Source organism: Cohnella cellulosilytica (assembly GCF_042431195.1).
In the GTDB taxonomy this organism is placed as follows: Bacteria; Bacillota; Bacilli; order Paenibacillales; family Paenibacillaceae; genus Cohnella; species Cohnella cellulosilytica.
Genome location: NZ_JBHMDN010000047.1, coordinates 1 through 18053 on the forward strand (window position 1 = coordinate 1; position 18053 = coordinate 18053).

Here is an 18053-nt window from a genome sequence, read left to right on the forward strand (position 1 = left end):
CCCCTCATATGATCTGACATCTAAACCCTGTGAAATCCTGCGAATGAGTGAGCATTCGTGAGAAAACCCCCTAAACCCGAGGGACGGTCTGCCGGACCGTTAAACGCTGCCGGGCGCTCGATTGAGCTTGCGTAACGGTCGGGCGGACCGTTAAATGCAGCTGGGCGCTCGAAATGGCCTGCGTAACGGTCTGGCGGACCGTTAAACGCTGCCGGGCACTCGAAATGGCTTGCGTAACGGCCTGCCGGACCGTTAAATGTAGCCGGGCGCTCGATTGGGCGGACCAGCGAAAAAACCGCCTGGCTGCCTCGTTCGCTGCCCCGGCGGTTATTCGCATCGTCTTGCTCCATGCCCGAGAGGAATAAGCTTCCCTCTTGATATTCCTTGCTTGCGCGGGTTATTTTCCGTTTCCTCTTTCTACTCCTTGCCAGAGTGGATAATTCCCGTTTCTCTACTTCTACTCTTTGCCCGCAAGGGTTAATCCCCGTTTTCCCTCTTCTATTCCTTGCCCGATCAGCCGCCCGGCCCGGGCCACCTCGTCGGGACCTGGCTCCAGCACGCCTTCCAGCGGGTACGCTTTGCCGAGCTGATGCCACTTGTATACGCCCATTCGGTGGTAGGGCAGCACCTCGACCTTCTCTACGCCTTCCAGCCCGCCGATGAACCGTCCCAGCTCCAGCAATTCGTCCGCGCCGTCGGTCCAGCCGGGGACGAGCACCCTTCTGATCCACATTTTCGTCCCGCGGTCCGACAGATGCCGGGCGAACCTCAGAATGCGGTCGTTCGGCTGGCTCGTCAGCGCCCGGTGCCCTTCGCGATCCATTCGCTTCAAGTCGAGCAGCACGAGATCGGTCGCGTCCAGCAAAGCTTCGGCATGGCTCGGCTCGCAGAAGCCGGAGGAATCGAGCGCGGTGTGCAGTCCCCATCTTTCCTTGCAGGCCCGGAACAGCTCGGCCACGAACGGCGCTTGCAGCGTCGGCTCGCCCCCGGTCACCGTGACGCCTCCGCCGGAGCGGCGGTAATACTCCACGTAAGGCTCGATCTCGCGCAAAATATCGTCCACGGTCCGCAGCTCGCCGGCCTGCGTATCCCACGAGTCCGGATTGTGGCAGTAGCGGCATTGGAGCGCGCAGCCCTGGAGGAACAGGACGAACCGGATTCCCGGTCCGTCCACCGTCCCGAACGTTTCAAGAGAGTGGATTCTCCCCGTATGCATGCTCTCCGCCTCCCTCTCTTGATCGATTATCCGTCTGCCCGCCGCTTAGAACGATCCGTGGAACGTCCGGCTCAGCACGTCGAGCTGCTGCTCGCGGGTCAGCTTGATGAAGTTGACCGCGTAGCCCGAGACGCGGATCGTCAGCTGCGGATAATTTTCCGGGTGCTCCATCGCGTCCAGCAGCTGCTCCCGGTTGAATACGTTGACGTTCAGGTGATGCCCCTTGCTTGCCGCGTAGCCGTCCAGCAGCGAGACGAGGTTGCGAATTCGCGCGTCCGCCTCGCGGCCGAGCGCCTTCGGAACGATCGAGAACGTGTTCGAGATGCCGTCGAGACAGCTGGCGTACGGCAGCTTGGCTACCGAGTTGAGCGAAGCGAGCGCGCCCTTGCGGTCGCGTCCGTGCATCGGGTTGGCGCCTGGAGCGAACGGTTCTCCCGCCTTGCGTCCGTCCGGCGTGCTGCCCGTCTTCTTGCCGTAGACGACGTTCGACGTAATGGTCAGCACCGACATCGTCGGCAAGGCGTTGCGATAGGTCGGATGCTTCCGCAGCTTGTTCATGAACGACTCGGTCAGCGCGACGGCGATGTCGTCCACCCGGGCGTCGTTGTTGCCGTACTGCGGATATTCGCCTTCAATCTCGAAATCGACGGCCAGCCCGTGCTCATTGCGAATCGGCTTCACCTTGGCGTATTTGATGGCGCTGAGCGAGTCGGCGACGACCGATAGCCCGGCGATGCCGCAGGCCATCGTCCGCAAAATCTCGCGGTCGTGCAGCGCCATCTCGATGCGCTCGTAGCAGTATTTGTCGTGCATGTAGTGAATGACGTTCAGCGTGTTCATATACAATTTCGCCAGCCAGTCCATCATGCGGTCGAAGTGTTCCGTCACCTCCGCGTAATCGAGCGTGTCGCCCGACAATGGCGCGAGAGCGGGGCCGACCTGGATGCCGAGCTTCTCGTCCTTGCCGCCGTTGATCGCGTACAGCAGCGCCTTGCCCAGATTGGCGCGGGCTCCGAAAAACTGCATCTGCTTGCCGATCCGCATCGCGGATACGCAGCAGGCGATGCCGTAGTCATCACCGAATTCCGGCCGCATCAGGTCGTCGTTCTCGTACTGGATCGAGCTCGTGTCTACGGACACTTTGGCGCAGTAGTTTTTGAAGCCTTCCGGCAGGAGCGTCGACCAAAGCACCGTAAGGTTCGGTTCCGGGGCCGGCCCGAGATTGTACAGCGTGTGCAGGAAGCGGAACGAGTTGCGCGTCACCCGCGTGCGTCCGTCGTTGCCCATGCCGCCGATCGATTCGGTGACCCAGGTCGGGTCGCCGCTGAACAGCTCGTTGTAGTCGGGCGTGCGGAGGAACTTGACCATCCGCAGCTTCATGACGAGATGGTCGATCAGCTCCTGGGCTTCCGCCTCGGACAGCTTGCCCTCCTGCCGGTCGCGCTCGATGTAGATGTCGAGGAAGCTGGATACGCGGCCCAGGCTCATCGCCGCCCCGTTCTGCTCCTTGATCGCGGCCAGGTAGGCGAAGTACAGCCACTGCACCGCTTCGCGGGCGTCGGCCGCCGGCCGGGAAATATCGAAGCCGTAGGAAGCGGCCATCCGCTTCAGCTCGCCGAGGGCGCGAATTTGCTCGGACAGCTCCTCCCTCGCGCGGATGATGTCCTCCGAGATGACGTCCGTCTCCAGCTGCAGCAGGTCCTCCCGCTTCGCTTCGATCAGCCGGTCGACGCCGTACAGCGCCACCCTCCGGTAATCTCCGATGATGCGTCCGCGTCCGTAAGCGTCCGGAAGTCCGGTAATGATGCCCGCCTTCCGCGCCAGCCGCATCTCGGTCGTGTAGGCGTCGAATACGCCCTGGTTATGCGTCTTGCGGATGTCGGTGAATAGCTTGAGGGTCGCTTCCGGCAGCTCGTAGCCGTAGGCTTTGCAGGCGTCGTCCACCATGCGGATGCCGCCGAACGGCTGAACGGAGCGCTTCAGCGGAGCGTCGGTCTGCAGGCCCACGACGGTCTCCAGTTCCCGCTTGATGTAGCCCGGCCCGTGCGACACGATGGTCGATATCGTCTCCGTGTCGATGTCGAGCACGCCGCCGTTCCGAAGCTCCTTCTTCATCAGTTCAAGCACGTCCTGCCACAGCTCTCGCGTCGCTTCCGTCGGCTCTGCGAGGAAGGACTCGTCCCCTTCGTACGGCGTCAGGTTCAGTCCGATAAAGTCGTTCACATCGATGTGACGCTGCCAGCGTCCGGTGCGGAAGCCTCTCCACCCGTCGGCAGAAGCGGCGGCGCCCGCCGCTTCGTTCAAATGCTTCTCTGTAGTCGCCATGCTGGTTCCCTCCCAAGTTGAGTTCAAGACCCGCTGTCCGATCCGCTATCCGTCGGCATCGCCAGTCTTAAGCGAATTTCCCGTAAAACGCATTGCGATAAACGTCGGCCAGCTCGGTAACGAGAGGCATGCGCGGGTTGGCCGTTGTGCACTGATCCTCGAACGCCCGGTCGGCCAAGTAGGCCACCTTGCTCTCGAAGTCGTTCGGATCGAAGCCGAGCGCCTGGAACGTCTCCGGAATGTCGAGCGAGCGGTTCAGCTTGCGGATCGCCTCGATCAAGCTGGCGACGCCCTCCTCGGTCGTGCCGCAGGGCAGTCCGAGCAGTCTGGCGATGTCGGCGTAACGCTTGTCGGCGACGAAGTGATCGTATTTCGGGAACGAAGCGAACTTCGTCGGCTTCTCCGCGTTGTAGCGAATGACGTGCGGCAGCAGAATCGCGTTCGTGCGTCCGTGCGCCGTATGGTACTGTCCGCCCCACTTGTGCGCCAGGCTGTGGTTGATGCCGAGGAACGCGTTGGCGAAAGCCATGCCTGCGATCGTCGAGGCGTTGTGCATTTTCTCGCGCGCTTTCGGGTCGGCCTTATGGTACGAAGCCTCCAGATTCTCGAATACGAGCTGGATCGCCTTGAGCGCCAATCCGTCCGTATAGTCGTTGGCCATGACCGACACGTACGACTCGATCGCATGCGTCAGCACGTCCATGCCGGTGTCGGCGACCGCCGTCTTCGGCAGGCTGTAGACGTAATCCGGATCGATGATCGCAACGTCCGGCGTCAGCTCGTAGTCGGCGAGCGGGTATTTCGTGTTGCCCTTGTTCTTGTCGGTGATGACGGCGAACGACGTCACCTCCGAGCCGGTGCCCGAGGTCGTCGGGATGGCCACGAATTTCGCCTTGCGGCCAAGCCGCGGATATTTGTAGATCCGCTTGCGGATGTCGAGGAACTTCATCTTCAGCGAATCGAAGCTCGTGTCCGGATATTCGTAGAACAGCCACATCGCCTTGGCCGCGTCCATCGGCGAGCCGCCGCCGAGCGCGATGATGCAGTCCGGCTTGAACTGCGCCATCATCCGCGTGCCGCGTTCCACCGTATCCGTCGACGGATCGGGCTCAACCTCGGAGAAAATTTCGATCGCGACCGGCAGCGCCCTTTTCCGCAGGTAGTATTCGAGCTTCTCCACGTAGCCCAGATGGACCATTGCGGCGTCGGTGACGATCATTACCCGCGCGATGTCCGGCATTTTCTCCAAATATTGCGTCGCTCCGCGTTCGAAGTATACTTTCGGCGGCACCTTGAACCACTGCATGTTCAGCGTCCGGTAGGCGACCCGCTTCAAGTTGATCAGGTTGACCGCGGTGACGTTCGACGTCGTCGAGTTTTGGCCGTACGAGCCGCAGCCGAGCGTAAGCGACGGCAGGTTCGTGTTGTAGATGTCGCCGATCGCGCCGTGCGTCGAAGGCGCGTTAACGATGATGCGGCCGGTCTGCAGACGGGCCGAGAAATCGGCGATGACCGCCTGGTCGTTCGAATGGATGACCGACGAGTGGCCCATGCCGCCGAAGGCGACGACCTGCGCGGCCCGCTCGATGCCTTGCTCGGCGTTCTTGACTTTATAGCAGGCCAGCACAGGGCTCAGCTTCTCGGCGGACAGCGGGTACTTGTCTCCGACGCCGGCCAATTCCGCGACCAGTATTTTCGTGCCGGCCGGGACCGCGACGCCGGCCATCTCGGCGATTTTCGCCGCAGGCTGGCCGACGATGACCGCGTTGACCGCGCATTTCTCGGAGTTGATGACCAGACCGGATACCTTCTCCGTCTCCTCCTTGTTCAAGAAGTAGCAGCCGAGCTGGGTCATTTTCTTTTTCGCCGCCGCATAGATCGGTTCGTCGAGAATGACCGCCTGCTCCGAGGCGCAGATCATGCCGTTGTCGAACGTTTTGGATAAAATAAGATCGGTAATCGCCTGGTCCAGATCCGCCGTCCGCTCGATGAAGCACGGCACGTTGCCGGGACCGACGCCGAGCGCCGGCTTGCCGGTGCTGTACGCCGCCTTGACCATCGCCGAACCGCCGGTCGCGAGCACGAGCGCCACGTCCTTATGGTTCATCAGCTGCTGCGTCGCCTCGACGGAAGGCTGATCGATCCACTGGATGCAGTGCTCGGGCGCGCCCGCCGCCACCGCCGCCTCGAGCAGCGTTTTTGCCGCTTCGCGGCTCGATTTCTGCGCCGACGGGTGGAAGGCGAAGATGATCGGGTTGCGTGTCTTGGCCGCGATCAGCGCCTTGAACATCGTCGTGGACGTCGGATTCGTCACCGGCGTTATGCCGGCGATGACCCCGACCGGCTCGGCGACGACCCGGTAGTTCTCATAAGGATTGTCTTCGACGACGCCAACCGTCTTCTCGTTTTTGATGCTGTGATAGATGTATTCGGTGGCGAAAATGTTTTTCGTGATTTTGTCCTCGTATACGCCGCGTCCGGTTTCCTCCACCGCCATTTTCGCCAGCGGCATATGCTTATCCAGTCCGGCCAGCGCCATCTGCTGCACAATTCGGTTGACGTCGTCCTGATCCAGCCTCATGTATTCCTCGTGGGCCTGCCTCGCTCGGGCGGTCAGCAGATTGACCTCCTTCTGGGCGGCGACAAACGTTTCCTGAGCCTGCTCCTTGGCTGCCATGGGCATCGTTCCTCCTTCGCTTGGTTAAGATCCGATGTACTCGATTTCCTCCAATAAACGTTCGGCGGCCGGGACGACCGTCTCGTTCTCGACCCGAAAATGCTCAGCGACGATCATCAGCACCTGCAGCAGGCGCGACAAGCATTCCTCCGGGGACTCCCCGCTGCCGACGGCCGCCATGTACGCGTCGTAGAACTGGCAGGCGATGGCGTCCTCCTGCTCGAGCACCGCCGCCGGCCCCATTCTCCCTCCGCAGATGGCGGACTTGGCGATCGGATAGATGACCTGCTTTTCCTTGGACAAATGCGCCTTCCAATCCGTCATAAAAGCGACAAACTTCTCGTGCACGCCGCGGTGATGCGCTCCCCAGAACGGATAATCGAAGTTGCCGGGATTCCATCGCATCAGCCTGCACAGTTCGAGCAGCCTGTCGTAAAGCGCGTCGTGCTCTTCCTTCCACTGGTCGTACCTCATATACAGGTCGTACAGCGGGGAATTGACCGTGTGAGGCATCGAAAACACTCCTTTAACTCGTATTCGTCTTGCGGACGCCCGGGTTGTTCGGATCGTACAGCTCCCAACAGCTGGCTAGAACCCGTAAGCGTTGGACTTATCCGTCAAATCCAGCATGATCTCGTCCTCTTCCCGGAACCGATTGTTCAGCACCGCATAAGCCTGGATGAGATAGGAGGTCATTTTGCGCGCTTCCTCTTGTCCGATCGGATACTCGACTTTCTCCAGCGCGCGCAGGAACGTCCGTAAGTATTGATCCGCCAATTCGTATTCCTGCTCCATCAGCAGGAACAGATCGGGCTCTGCGCCGAGATAAGACGCCGCTTGCGGGTACAGCTCGGAATCCTCCCATTTGGTGTGGGCGCTCCAATGTCTCATGAACATTTTGACGCAATCGTGAAGTTGGCGAATTTCGCGATTCAGTCTTTTCTCTTCGGAATCGTTGCGAACAACGCAGGCTTGGTCGTAAATGCTTCTCAGTTCATCCTTCAGCGCTTCATGCTCTTGCCGCGCCCGGGCGACAGAGGATTCGAGCATCCGCTCGCGCATCTCTTCGGTAAGGGCGTCAGGGTCGATAGCGGCGTGCAGTTTTACCACGAGATCACTTCCCTTCGTCTTCTTGACCCCAGTATATACCGGTCCCTCTTATTCGCTTGTGAATTAAATCACATTGTAACAAACAATTCTTATCTAAAAGGCCAACGGACACAGGATTGCCGCAATTGGCGTAATTTGCGGGGCTATGGCGACAGATTGGTTCGCATGCGCAGCAGGCGTGGCGGCACTGTAGATTGAACCATGAGGGAATGGCGACGGATTAGCTCGTGTACAGCATGGGCGGCGGTGCTAGGGGCTGGATCACGAGGAGATTGTGGCGAATTAGCCTGTGGCACGGTACTATGGGCTGGATCACGGGGAAAATGTAGCGCATTAGCTCGTGGGACGGTACTATGAGCTGGATCACGAGGAGATTGTGGCGAATTAGCTTGTGGGACGGTACTATGGGCTGGATCATGAGGATTTCGCGCTATAAAAAAAGGATGCCCTCTTTCTGTAGAGGCTGCATCCTTAATGCCATTAACTATTTTCCGCCGCGTGTACGTCACCTTCTATACGTGCTCACTCTTCAACGCTCGCCAACCGAACATGAGCGCTGTCCGGCGTCGTCGGAAGCTCGCTGCCGCCTTTCGGCTCGATTGTGAAGCGCAAAGCGTCCGGCGCCGTCATCTCGCGAAAGTGCGAGTACAAATGTCCCTGTCCGCTGTGAAACTCCAGCAGGCCAAGGTTCGACAGGCGGCTGCTGCTGTCCGCCCACGCCTGCACGTCGCTGGCGTCGGATTCGAGCACGCCTTCCATCAGCACGAACAGCTCCTTCGTGTCGACATTGATCCACACCGTCAGGCTTCGCCGCGGCTTGATCGCAGAGGAAGCGACGGGCCATGCCGCAATATCCGTCGACGAGACGACGCGAGTGCCGGGAAGCTCCATCAAGCGCGCTCCCTCCGGCTCGTGCAGCCGTGCGTAATGCTGCGCGTCGAGCGCGGATGCGACTGCCGGCTCCTCTTGTGCCGACGGATACTTGAGCAGGCCGATCAGCGCTACCCCAAGCAGTAGGGCGCACGCGCAAGCCGCCGCCATTCTCCCCGGCCTGCGTTTCGCTCGGCGGATCAAAGCCAGCAAAGCCATCCGTCGGCGCAGCGAACGATACACGCGCGGAGCCGGCATCTTCGGGCCTCCGGCCGCCTCGACCGGCTTTTGCCGACCGCCATTCTCCCCCGCCGTTTCCCGAACGCCAGCCTTCTCCGACTTTTCCAAACTGCCGATAGTCTCCGCCGCCTCGCAAACGACAACAGCTTGCTCTGACGGCACGCCCAGCAGTTCCGCCCAAATCTTGCAGGCGCCCCGGCAGACGGAGCAGCTCTCCGCATGTCTCTCCAAAGCCTCCGCCGCAGCTCTGCCTAAGTTGCCGAGATGATAGTCGATCCAGCGCTCGTCCGGAATGCCGCAATCTCTGCCCAGCATGTCAGCTCTCTCCCTTCGAGCCGTTCGACCAGCCGAGACGCTCCATCGCCTTGTGCAGATGACTCAGGCCGTAGCGCACGCGCGACTTGACCGTGCCTTCGGGGACCTGCCACGCTTCCGCCAGCTCCTTGCGCGTGCGCCGGCTGTAATACACTTCGGCCAGCGTTCGCCGCTGCACGCCGTCCAGCTCGGCCAGCGCCTGACGGAGCGCCTCGCCTTCCATCTTCGCCAGCACGCGCTGCTCCGGGAGCGCCGCCGCCTCTCCGGCCCAGGCAAGCCGCTGCTCGAACGGAGTCTCGCGCGGCTCCAGCACGATCCGCCGGCGCTTGCGCAGCCGGTCCATGCAGCGGCTCTTCGTCAGCACCGCCAGCCAAGCTTCGACCGAGCCCCTCTCCGGCGAATATTTCTCCGGCTGCGTAATCACGGTCAGCAGCACGTCGTGGCACACGTCCTCCATCTCCATCCGGTCGCCGCCCAACAGCTTGCCGGCGATGCCCATTACAAAAGGAGCCGCTTGGCCGTAAAAGCGATCGAACGCCTCCGCCGAGCCCTCCCGCATCAGCGAAAACAATTCGAACAGTTCCTCGCGCCCCGACCGGCCAGGGACCGTACTCATGTTCATCGCACCTCCGCTACGTCTTTTCGAGATTAAATTATCAAAAAGCGGCCCCCATGAAAACCGGTCTACCCGTTTTTTATCTTCCTTTAAGCTTCCTCTAAGCAATTTTTTAACTTCGGGCTAAATCCGTTCGAGATCCTCGGGCGTAATAGGGGTGAACATCACATTTGGGAGCTGAGGGGGAAATGTTTGTCATGAAAAAACTGACCAGACCATTATCCGGAGCGCTGGCCTTAACGCTGCTGTTGGCCGCTCTCGCGGGAGGCGCGTCGCTGGCTGCGGCCGCGCCGCTGCTGAAGCTGTTTACGCCGTACACCTATTTGTCGGTGTCGCCGGGCGAGACGATCTCCTATTCGGTCGACGTCATCAACGATTCCGACGAAATCCGTTCCGCCGACGTCACGCTCGACGTCGGGAGCCTCGATTGGAAATACGAGCTGACGGCCGGCGGGAACCGCATCCGGCAAATTTCCGTCAAGCCCGGAGAGTCGCAGACGCTCAGCCTGAGCCTGACCGTACCGCTGGAGGTCAACAAAGGCGATTATTCGTTTAAGCTGAACGCCGGGGATTTCGGCACTCTTCCGTTGAAGGTGAACGTGGCGGAGCAAGGCTCCTACAAGTCCGAGCTGTCGGTCGACCAGCCGAACCGCGAGGGCCACGCCGACTCCAAATTCACGTACAGCCTGACGCTCGATAACCGGACCGCCTCCGAGCAGCAGTATGCGTTGAGCGCGGAAGCGCCGGCGGGCTGGGACGTCCGCTTCTCCGTCAGCGGCAGCAACGTTACGTCCGTCGATGTGGATCCGGGCAACTCCAAAACGATCAGCCTGGACGTCACCCCTGCGGAAAATGCCGCCGCCGACACGTACCCGATCGTCGTCCAAGCGGCCAGCGGAAGCTCGTCGGCGCAGGCGCAGGTGGAAGCGGCGATTACCGGATCGTACGGCCTGACGCTCAGCACGTCCGACGAGCGGCTCAGCGCCGACATTACCGCCGGCAAAACGCGCAATCTCGAGCTTGTCGTCAAAAATACGGGCTCCGCGGAACTAACCGACGTCAGCCTGAGCGGACAGCTGCCCGCCAATTGGGAAGTGACGTTCGAGCCGAAGACGATCCGTTCCATCGCGGCGGGCCAGTCCGTTCCCGTCACCGCCACGGTCAAAGCTTCCGACAAAGCGCTGGCCGGCGACTATGTCGCCAACCTGACCGCAAGCTCGACGGAAAAAACGGCCTCCGCCATGCTCCGCATCACCGTTGAAACGTCCGTGCTGTGGGGCTGGATCGGGGTACTGATCGTCCTCGTCGTGCTGGCCGGCATCTACGGTTTGTTCCGGAAATATGGGAGGCGGTAAACGTGACTACGATCGAAGCGGCGGAACCGGTCATTCAGCTTAAAAACCTGTCGAAAACGTACGGAGACTTTACCGCTGTCGACCGTCTGAATCTGAACATTTATCCGGGCGAAATTTTCGGCCTGCTCGGCCCCAACGGCGCCGGCAAAACGACGACCATCCTGATGATGCTCGGTCTGACCGAGCCGGCGGCGGGAGAAGCGTTCGTCTGCGGCATCGACGCGTCCCGCAATCCGATGCAGGTCAAGCGCAAGGTCGGGTATATGCCGGACGACGTCGGATTTTACGAGGATCGGTCGGCGCTGGACAATCTCGTCTATACGGCAAGGCTTAACCGCATCCCCGAAGCGGAAGCGAGAAGCCGCGCGCTGCTGCTGCTCGAACGCGTCGGACTGGCGGAGGCCGCGCACAAGCGGACCGGCACGTTCTCGCGGGGGATGCGCCAGCGGCTCGGGTTGGCCGACGTGCTGATCAAAAATCCGCAGGTCATCATCCTCGACGAGCCGACGCTCGGCATCGACCCCGAAGGGGTGCGCGAGCTGCTCGCGCTCATTCGCGACCTGAGCCGCAACGAGGGGCTGACCGTCCTGCTGTCGTCCCACCATCTGCACCAGGTGCAGCAAATTTGCGACCGCGTCGGCCTGTTCGTCCAAGGCAAGCTGATCGCCTCCGGGGACATCGATACGCTGTCCCGCCAGCTGGACGGCGCGCCGACGCACAGGGTCGAGCTGGACGTCTCGCCGTGGGGCGAGCCGCTCGAAGCCGCCCTGCGCGGCGTCGAAGGCGTAACCGACGTGCGGCTTAAGCCCGGCGACGGACTGGCGGATAGCGCTCGCCGGGACGCGGACAGCGTCACCGCCGTCGTCTCCGGTCCGTCGGATATGACCGCGGAGCTGGCGAAAGCCGTCGTCGCCTCCGGCGCGTCGCTGCTTGGCGTGCGTCCTCTCCGCTACGGACTGGACGACATCTATCACCGTTATTTCGAAGGAGGCGAGACGCGTGAGCGCTTGGGTTAACAAATGGCGCGGGATAGCGGGCAAAGCGCGGACGGGCGCGGATAAGCCGGCCGCGGCGGCCGACCGCGTTCCGCGAACCGCCAGCCCGTTCTGGGTCATGGTACAGAAGGAATTCGGAGACCATATTCGCAGCTGGCGGTTCGTCATCCTGCTCGGAATCGTCACCCTCGCCTGCATCGGCTCGCTGTATACGGCCGTCACGGCGCTTAAGGACGGAGCGGAAACCTCCGGCGGCGACGCCGACTTCCTGTTTTTGAGCATGTTCACGGTATCGTCGAGCGGACTGCCGAATTTCCTGACGTTCCTCTCCTTCCTGGCCCCGCTGATCGGCATCGCCATCGGCTTCGACGCGGTCAACTCGGAGCGGAGCAAAGGCACGCTCAGCCGGGTCATGTCGCAGCCGGTTCACCGCGACGACTTCTTGGTCGCCAAGTTTGTCGCCGGCCTGCTGCTGATCGCGGTCGTTATTTTCTCGCTCGGATTTCTCGTCATGGGCACGGGCCTGTACACGATCGGCTACCCGCCGACTCCGGAGGAATTCGGGCGCGTCATCGTGATGCTGCTCATTACGACCGTCTACGTCGGGCTGTGGCTGAACCTGTCGCTGCTGTTCTCGGTCCGCTTCAAGCAGGCGGCGACCTCCGCGCTTAGCGGCATCGCCGTATGGATTTTTTTCCTCGTCTTTTACGGCATGATCGTTAATCTGATCGGCAACGCGATTACGCCGAGCGATCCGAACGACGTGAACGCCTATATGGACGCGCAAAGTCTGCTTACGCTGCTGTCGCGCATCTCTCCGGCCCAGCTGTTCCAGGAGGCGGCGTCGACGCTGCTGCTGCCGGACGTGCGCACGCTGAATCCGTTCGTGACGCAGGAGCAGGCGTACCTGGCGATCTCGACGCCGCTGTCGTTCGGGCAGAGCACGCTGCTCGTATGGCCGCATATCGTGGCGCTGATCGCCGAAACGTCGCTGTCGTTCGCCGCGACCTACCTGCTGTTCATGCGGCAGGAGATTCGTTCGCGTTCCTGATTCGGCGGTGAAAAAGGGACAGCTCAAGCCGGCCGGCCCCTCGGCCCATCGACTTGAACTGTCCCTCTTTATGAACGTAAGCCCCCGATTCCCCGCATAATAAACCCGACGACGAAATCCGCCTCCTCCTCGTCGCTGCCGGGCGGTTCTTCCGACGCCAATACGAAGCGGAGCACAAATCTGCCGAACACAAACGGAAAAACCAGCTTCAGCAGCCGTTCGTTCGACAGCTCCGGCAAATCCCCCTTCGCCTTGAAATAATCGATCGCGCGGAACATATACACGACAATATCGCGGTTGATATGCGGCATCAGCTCGTTGCGCAGCTCGTCCCGATAGACAAATTCCTTGACGACGACGCGAAAAATCTCCTTGTTCTCCCGGAAAAACCGCAGCCGATTCAAAAACATCGCGCGAAGAAAATGCTCGAACCCGGCTTGCTTTTCCGGATGAACTTCCTCGAACACCTCCTGCGCCATTACCGGAAGCGACTCCTTCAGGAACGGCACGATAACCGCCAGCAGCAGATTTTCCTTCGTGCCGTAATGGCGGAAGATCGTTCCCTCCGCCACCCCGGAGCGCTTGGCGATCTCGCTTGTCGAGGTATTGGCGTAGCCCTTCTCCGCGAACAGCGCGATGGCGCTTTGCAGGATGCGCTGCTGCTTGGCGGTCTCCTTCTTCGACAGCTTGGCGGAAGCCATCATTCGATCCAAAATATTATCGGACGACATGTTCTCATTCCTTTTTTACTTACGGTATCTCTTCAGCGCGAGCGCGTTCAGAGCGATAAACACGGCGGCGAACGCGGCCAATACGAGTAAATTGGACACGATGTCCCCGATCCCTTCGCCCCGGTACATGACGCCCGTCAGCGCGTCTCCCGCGTAGTAGAGCGGCATAATGGTCGCCAGAGCCTGCAGCCAGTCGGCCATTCCGTCCAGCGGCAATATCCCGGCGAAAAACACCTGGGGAATGACGACGACCGGAATAAACTGCACCATCTGAAACTCCGACGAAGCGAACGTGGACAACAAAATGCCGAGCGACAGCGCCACAAGCGCCACCAGCAGATTCACGAGCAGCACGTTCCAGATCGATCCGGCCAGCGGAATATCGAGCACGTTGACCGCGTACACCACGACGATAACCGTCTGAACGACGGCGAAAATGCCGTATCCGGCCAAATAGCCAGTCAGCACTTCCCCTCTGCGGATCGGCGTGGACATCAGACGCTCCAGCGTGCCGGTCGTGCGTTCCCTCAGCAATCCGATGCCGGAAATCAGAAAGACGAAGAAGAAAACGAAAAACCCGACAAGAATCGGACTGAGCACATCGAAAAAGGACGACTCCGGACCTCCGAACACATAGCTCGTTGCAATCTCCGCCTGCCCGGCTCCATTCAGCGGAAGTCCCGTCGCGGCCAAGGATTGGAGTGCGGCGATCTGCCCGATTTTCATCCGCAGCGCCTTCGCCTGCGTCGGGTCCGCGTTCTCGAGCGTCAGCGAAGGACGTCCGTCTTCAATCGTCAGGACGGCGTCGAGATTCCGCTCCTCGATCGTTGCGACGGAGGCGTCGGACACCTGAACCACGTCGAATCCGGCTTGCTCCAGCGCGCCCGCAAGCGCGGCGTCCGCCTGAACGACGCCCAGCCGGGGAGCGTTCGCCTCTCCTCCGTTCAGTATATAATACATCAGCGTTAATACAAGCAGCGGCGCGGCCAGCAGCAGCGCAAGCGTCCTTTTGTCCCTGATCATCTGACGGCAAATTCTGGCGATCAGCGCTCTTGTTCTCATTGGGCCGCCCCCCCTGCCGCCAGAAATACGTCCTCCAGATTGTCGACCCCATACTGGGCCGTCAGCTCCCGAGGCGTTCCCGAGGTCAGAATGCGCCCGTCGCGAACCATCGCCAAATAATCGCATCTGGCCGCTTCGTCCATCACGTGCGTCGTAACGACGATTGTCTTGCCCTCTTCCTCCTTCAACCGCAGCAGCTCGTTCCAGATCGACACCCTGAGCTGGGGATCGATGCCGACCGTCGGTTCGTCCAGAATAAGCAGACGCGGATTCTGAATGAGGGCGACGGCGAGCGACAGTCTTCTTTTCATCCCGCCGGAATAGGCCGACACCCGCTTGCCCAGCTCCCCGGCCAGATTGACCAGTCCGGCCGCATATTGGATGCGCTCGCGCCTCTCCTCCTTGCCCAGCTTGAACAGGGAGGCGAAAAATTTCAAATTCTCTTCCCCCGTCAGCTCCGTATAGAGCGCGTCGGATTGCGCCATGTAGCCGATATCCTGCAGCAGCTTCAAATTCGGCATCGCCGTGTCCAACACAATCACATCGCCCGTATCGGCGCGCTCCATCCCGACCAGCATTTTGACCAGCGTCGTTTTGCCCGCGCCCGAGGGGCCGATCAAGCCGTAAATCTGGCCCTGCCGCATCTGCAGCGAGACGTTTTGCAGCACCGCTTTTTTCCCGTAGCTCTTGTCGACCCGATCGACCTGAACGGCAATCCCCATATTCGCAGCCTCCAGCCTAAAATAAAAGTGAGTATTTACTCACATTTTAGAGCCGAACAAGACCGATTGTCAACCGTAAACTGCAGCGGGGAGCGATGATTTGGCGTTAAAACGCGCGGAGGCAGCCGCTACGGGCGCACCTTTACTTCCGTTTTCTCGCCGAGCACCTCGATCCGCCATTTGCCCGGCGCGTCGAATTCAAGCTTGCCCGAATAATGCGTAACGGGCTTCATCGCCTGCACGAATTCCTGTTCTCTGACAAAAGTCAGCTTCCGCGCCTCTCCGGAAACGTCCGTCGGCTGGACGATCACGTCAAGCGTCTCCGGCAGACCGTGCCCATCGACGATCAGAGTCGTCTCCGTCACGCCCGTCGCCGCATCTTCCTTGGATGCGAGGAAGATGGAAGATTTCGTATGAATGTACTCGTCCTTTACGCGTACGACGATCGAACCGTACGGCTCCCCGTCCAACTCGACGTCGATGCGCCACGTTCCTTTGCTCGGAAACGGATTGAACTGCGTGACAACGTGGGCATCGGCGCCGTAGATCGGGCCGCTCAGCTTCGTTTCGTTGACCAGAAACCGTTTGCCGGTAGATAGATTTACGCCGGTGGCGACCAACTCGGCGCCGTCTACTTGCTCGGGATCGCCCCAGACGTACCAAAAAACCTTGGATACCGTCATTCCCGAATTTGCGACGAAACCTCCGGGATATTCGGAATACGCTATTTTCCCCTCTTTTCCTCTTAGCCGGTCCGGATAGACGACTCTCCCGTCCTTGTCCAGCAGATCGAACAGCGGACTGAGCTCTGCGGTATTCACGGCGGACGGACGCGAACCGAACAGCCCTTCTCCCCCGCGATCGAAAATCCCGAAGAACATCGCAACAACGACCAGTACGACGGCGGGAACGGCAAGCAGCGCAAGTCGTCCTATCCGCAATCTCCGCCTGGCAGCCTCCCGTCCGCCCTCCTGTCGGAGCGCCAGCAAAATCGCGTGCTCCGCCGCCGGTTCCAGCGGCCTGCGCGGCAGCTCCTTCAGCAGCTCGATGCGGCTATCGACGTTCGATCCCTTCCGCATTCCAATCGCCTCCTTCCTGTTCTCCATGGATGCTTCTTGCTTTTCGAATGGCGCGATGCAGCGTTACGTCGACCCGAGCCGTCGTCCAACCGAGCACCTCGGCCGTCTCGGCCGCGGACAATTGCTGCATGACGCGCAGAAACAGCACGTCCCTGTAAGTTCGTTTCAGCTTCATGACCGTGCGGTACGCGTCCGCGACGTCCTGGCGGTGAATCGCCAGCTCCTCGGGCGTCGACTCCGGTGCCTTCCGTTCGCCAAGCAGCCGCAGCGGCAGAAGTCCGCTTCTTCGTCGTTTTCTGCAGTCGTCGATCGCGACTCTGCGAGCGATCGAGATCAGCCACGTTTTCGGACTGGACCGTCCCTGAAACTTCCGGTTCCCCTTAAGCGCCCTGACGAAAACGTCCTGAACCAGATCCTCCGCCCGACTTCTCCCCGTGTAATACGCAAGAAAATGATGAACGTCCGATCCGTAGGCGATAAACCATTGCTCGATCCTCGTTTTATCGTCCATGGCTCCTCCTTTCCCCTGCGGCCTGCGCGCTTTGCTTATAAATTAGACGACCGGGAACCCGATTCCTTACACCTCATGAAAAAAAGCGGCCTAATCGGCCGCTCCGCGCTAAGATGACAATTCAATATTGCGGTAGAACTCATGCTCACGGAACAACGCCATGAACGCGTCGACGACCTGCGGGTCGAAGTGAACGCCGCGCTGGCGGGCGATTTCCTGCAGTGTCTCCTCCGGCGTCCACGCCCGCTTGTACGGCCGCTCGTGCGTGAGCGCGTCGTAGAAGTCGGCCAGGGCGACGATTCTCGCTTCGATGGGAATCTCTTCTCCGGCAAGCCCTTGGGGATACCCCGTTCCGTCCCATTTCTCGTGATGGGACAGGGCAATGACGCCGGCCAGCCGCAAAATGTTAAAATAACTGCCCCCGAGAATATCCGCGCCGATCGTAGTGTGGGTCTTCATCTTTTCGAACTCGTGCGGCTCGAAGCGGCCCGGCTTGAGCAATATGTTGTCCGGAATGCCGATTTTCCCGATATCGTGCAGCGGCGCCGCTTTGCGGATCATGTCGACGTCGTACTCGGACATGCCCAGCCGTTCGGCGATCATCGCCGACAATTCGCCGACTCGCTGCGTATGCTGCCCCGTCATATCGTCGCGGTACTCCGCGGCGCGTCCGAGCAGCAGCAGCATCTCCAGCTTGGCCTGGCTCAGCTCCGTCGTCCGCTCCCGCACCTTCTCCTCCAGCGTCCGATTATGCTGATGCAGCTGCTGGTGCAGCTCTCTTGTCTTCAGCAGATTGCGGATGCGCAGCACGACCTCCGTCCGATCGTAGGGCTTGGTCAGAAAATCGTTGACTCCCGCCTGCAGCCCCTGCTGCTTCACCTCCGGCGTCGTATCCGCCGTCAGCATCAGCACGGGCAAGTATTGCCCTCCCCCGGTCTGCTCCCGAATCTGCTTCAGCACCTCCAGACCGTCCAGGCCGGGCATATGAAGATCGAGCAGGACGATATCGGGCTCCTCCTCGGCGATCATACGCTGAACCGCTCGCGGATCAAGCGTGCTGAGTATGCGGCGGAAGCCCGCTCGGGTCAGAATGCGCTCCAACAAGCTTACGTTGTACTCCTGATCGTCGACTATCAATATTTTTGCGTATAAGCTATCATCCATTGGCGCACGCGCTC

General features: G+C 60.6%; 16 protein-coding genes. 3 read left to right on the forward strand and 13 right to left on the reverse strand.

The genetic code is table 11. From position 1 onward, the window contains the following. Positions 1-457: 457 nt before the first annotated feature. From pflA to ACFFT4_RS26905, 7 genes are all read right to left on the reverse strand, one after another. Positions 458-1216, reverse strand: coding sequence for a pyruvate formate-lyase-activating protein (pflA, locus tag ACFFT4_RS26875; RefSeq protein WP_378052126.1), 759 nt, complete (start codon positions 1214-1216; stop codon positions 458-460). 45 nt (positions 1217-1261) lie between these two features. After that, positions 1262-3541 (reverse strand): formate C-acetyltransferase, encoded by a 2280-nt coding sequence (gene pflB / locus ACFFT4_RS26880; RefSeq protein ID WP_378052127.1) that lies wholly within the window; start codon positions 3539-3541, stop codon positions 1262-1264. A 67-nt stretch (positions 3542-3608) separates the two neighbouring features. Further along, the gene (gene adhE, locus ACFFT4_RS26885) at positions 3609-6218 is read right to left on the reverse strand and encodes a bifunctional acetaldehyde-CoA/alcohol dehydrogenase (protein ID WP_378052128.1); all 2610 of its coding nucleotides are present in this window, start codon (positions 6216-6218) and stop codon (positions 3609-3611) included. A 24-nt stretch (positions 6219-6242) separates the two neighbouring features. Continuing rightward, positions 6243-6731 carry a hemerythrin domain-containing protein gene (locus tag ACFFT4_RS26890; RefSeq protein WP_378052129.1) on the reverse strand — a complete coding sequence of 163 codons (489 nt, stop codon included), beginning with the start codon at positions 6729-6731 and terminating at the stop codon, positions 6243-6245. A 75-nt stretch (positions 6732-6806) separates the two neighbouring features. Then, on the reverse strand, positions 6807-7328 hold the full coding sequence (locus ACFFT4_RS26895) for a hemerythrin domain-containing protein (RefSeq protein ID WP_378052130.1): 522 nt from the start codon (positions 7326-7328) through the stop codon (positions 6807-6809). A gap of 522 nt (positions 7329-7850) precedes the next feature. Beyond that, positions 7851-8753, reverse strand: coding sequence for an anti-sigma factor domain-containing protein (locus ACFFT4_RS26900; protein WP_378052132.1), 903 nt, complete (start codon positions 8751-8753; stop codon positions 7851-7853). A 1-nt stretch (position 8754) separates the two neighbouring features. Further along, positions 8755-9369: an RNA polymerase sigma factor gene (locus ACFFT4_RS26905; protein ID WP_378052133.1), complete on the reverse strand. Its 615-nt coding sequence runs from the start codon at positions 9367-9369 to the stop codon at positions 8755-8757. 197 nt (positions 9370-9566) lie between these two features. On the opposite strand from ACFFT4_RS26905, the gene ACFFT4_RS26910 reads away from it, so the two are divergent. Genes ACFFT4_RS26910 through ACFFT4_RS26920 form a run of 3 tightly spaced genes read left to right on the forward strand, consistent with a single transcriptional unit; the run spans position 9567 to position 12770 of the window. After that, the gene (locus tag ACFFT4_RS26910; protein ID WP_378052134.1) at positions 9567-10724 is read left to right on the forward strand and encodes a COG1470 family protein; all 1158 of its coding nucleotides are present in this window, start codon (positions 9567-9569) and stop codon (positions 10722-10724) included. A gap of 2 nt (positions 10725-10726) precedes the next feature. Further along, a complete protein-coding gene (locus ACFFT4_RS26915) occupies positions 10727-11740 on the forward strand; it encodes an ABC transporter ATP-binding protein (protein WP_378052135.1) in 1014 nt (337 codons plus the stop codon). Beyond that, entirely contained in the window at positions 11724-12770 is a 1047-nt protein-coding gene (locus ACFFT4_RS26920; RefSeq protein ID WP_378052136.1) for an ABC transporter permease, read from the forward strand. The genes ACFFT4_RS26915 and ACFFT4_RS26920 overlap by 17 nt, the downstream gene beginning before the upstream one ends. A gap of 68 nt (positions 12771-12838) precedes the next feature. Here ACFFT4_RS26920 and ACFFT4_RS26925 read toward each other — a convergent pair whose 3' ends face one another. From ACFFT4_RS26925 to ACFFT4_RS26950, 6 genes are all read right to left on the reverse strand, one after another. Beyond that, positions 12839-13501 (reverse strand): TetR/AcrR family transcriptional regulator, encoded by a 663-nt coding sequence (locus ACFFT4_RS26925; RefSeq protein ID WP_378052137.1) that lies wholly within the window; start codon positions 13499-13501, stop codon positions 12839-12841. 15 nt (positions 13502-13516) lie between these two features. Next, positions 13517-14563 (reverse strand): ABC transporter permease, encoded by a 1047-nt coding sequence (locus ACFFT4_RS26930; protein WP_378052138.1) that lies wholly within the window; start codon positions 14561-14563, stop codon positions 13517-13519. Then, entirely contained in the window at positions 14560-15285 is a 726-nt protein-coding gene (locus tag ACFFT4_RS26935; protein WP_378052139.1) for an ABC transporter ATP-binding protein, read from the reverse strand. Before ACFFT4_RS26935 ends, ACFFT4_RS26930 begins: the two co-directional genes overlap by 4 nt. Positions 15286-15413: 128 nt before the next feature. Beyond that, complete coding sequence (locus ACFFT4_RS26940; protein WP_378052140.1) at positions 15414-16364, reverse strand: hypothetical protein; 951 nt, start codon at positions 16362-16364, stop codon at positions 15414-15416. Next, positions 16339-16875 (reverse strand): RNA polymerase sigma factor, encoded by a 537-nt coding sequence (locus ACFFT4_RS26945; protein ID WP_378052141.1) that lies wholly within the window; start codon positions 16873-16875, stop codon positions 16339-16341. Before ACFFT4_RS26945 ends, ACFFT4_RS26940 begins: the two co-directional genes overlap by 26 nt. Positions 16876-16983: 108 nt before the next feature. Next, positions 16984-18039, reverse strand: coding sequence for an HD domain-containing phosphohydrolase (locus ACFFT4_RS26950; protein WP_378052142.1), 1056 nt, complete (start codon positions 18037-18039; stop codon positions 16984-16986). Positions 18040-18053: the final 14 nt, after the last annotated feature.

Excerpts from the sequence above, each read along its gene's own strand:
- pflA (WP_378052126.1), bottom strand. The coding sequence starts at position 1,216 with ATGCATACGGGGAGAATCCACTCTCTTGAAACGTTCGGGACGGTGGAC.
- pflB (WP_378052127.1), bottom strand. The coding sequence starts at position 3,541 with ATGGCGACTACAGAGAAGCATTTGAACGAAGCGGCGGGCGCCGCCGCT.
- adhE (WP_378052128.1), bottom strand. The coding sequence starts at position 6,218 with ATGGCAGCCAAGGAGCAGGCTCAGGAAACGTTTGTCGCCGCCCAGAAG.
- ACFFT4_RS26890 (WP_378052129.1), bottom strand. The coding sequence starts at position 6,731 with ATGCCTCACACGGTCAATTCCCCGCTGTACGACCTGTATATGAGGTAC.
- ACFFT4_RS26900 (WP_378052132.1), bottom strand. The coding sequence starts at position 8,753 with ATGCTGGGCAGAGATTGCGGCATTCCGGACGAGCGCTGGATCGACTAT.
- ACFFT4_RS26905 (WP_378052133.1), bottom strand. The coding sequence starts at position 9,369 with ATGAGTACGGTCCCTGGCCGGTCGGGGCGCGAGGAACTGTTCGAATTG.
- ACFFT4_RS26910 (WP_378052134.1), top strand. The coding sequence starts at position 9,567 with ATGAAAAAACTGACCAGACCATTATCCGGAGCGCTGGCCTTAACGCTG.
- ACFFT4_RS26925 (WP_378052137.1), bottom strand. The coding sequence starts at position 13,501 with ATGTCGTCCGATAATATTTTGGATCGAATGATGGCTTCCGCCAAGCTG.
- ACFFT4_RS26930 (WP_378052138.1), bottom strand. The coding sequence starts at position 14,563 with ATGAGAACAAGAGCGCTGATCGCCAGAATTTGCCGTCAGATGATCAGG.
- ACFFT4_RS26935 (WP_378052139.1), bottom strand. The coding sequence starts at position 15,285 with ATGGGGATTGCCGTTCAGGTCGATCGGGTCGACAAGAGCTACGGGAAA.
- ACFFT4_RS26940 (WP_378052140.1), bottom strand. The coding sequence starts at position 16,364 with ATGCGGAAGGGATCGAACGTCGATAGCCGCATCGAGCTGCTGAAGGAG.
- ACFFT4_RS26945 (WP_378052141.1), bottom strand. The coding sequence starts at position 16,875 with ATGGACGATAAAACGAGGATCGAGCAATGGTTTATCGCCTACGGATCG.
- ACFFT4_RS26950 (WP_378052142.1), bottom strand. The coding sequence starts at position 18,039 with ATGGATGATAGCTTATACGCAAAAATATTGATAGTCGACGATCAGGAG.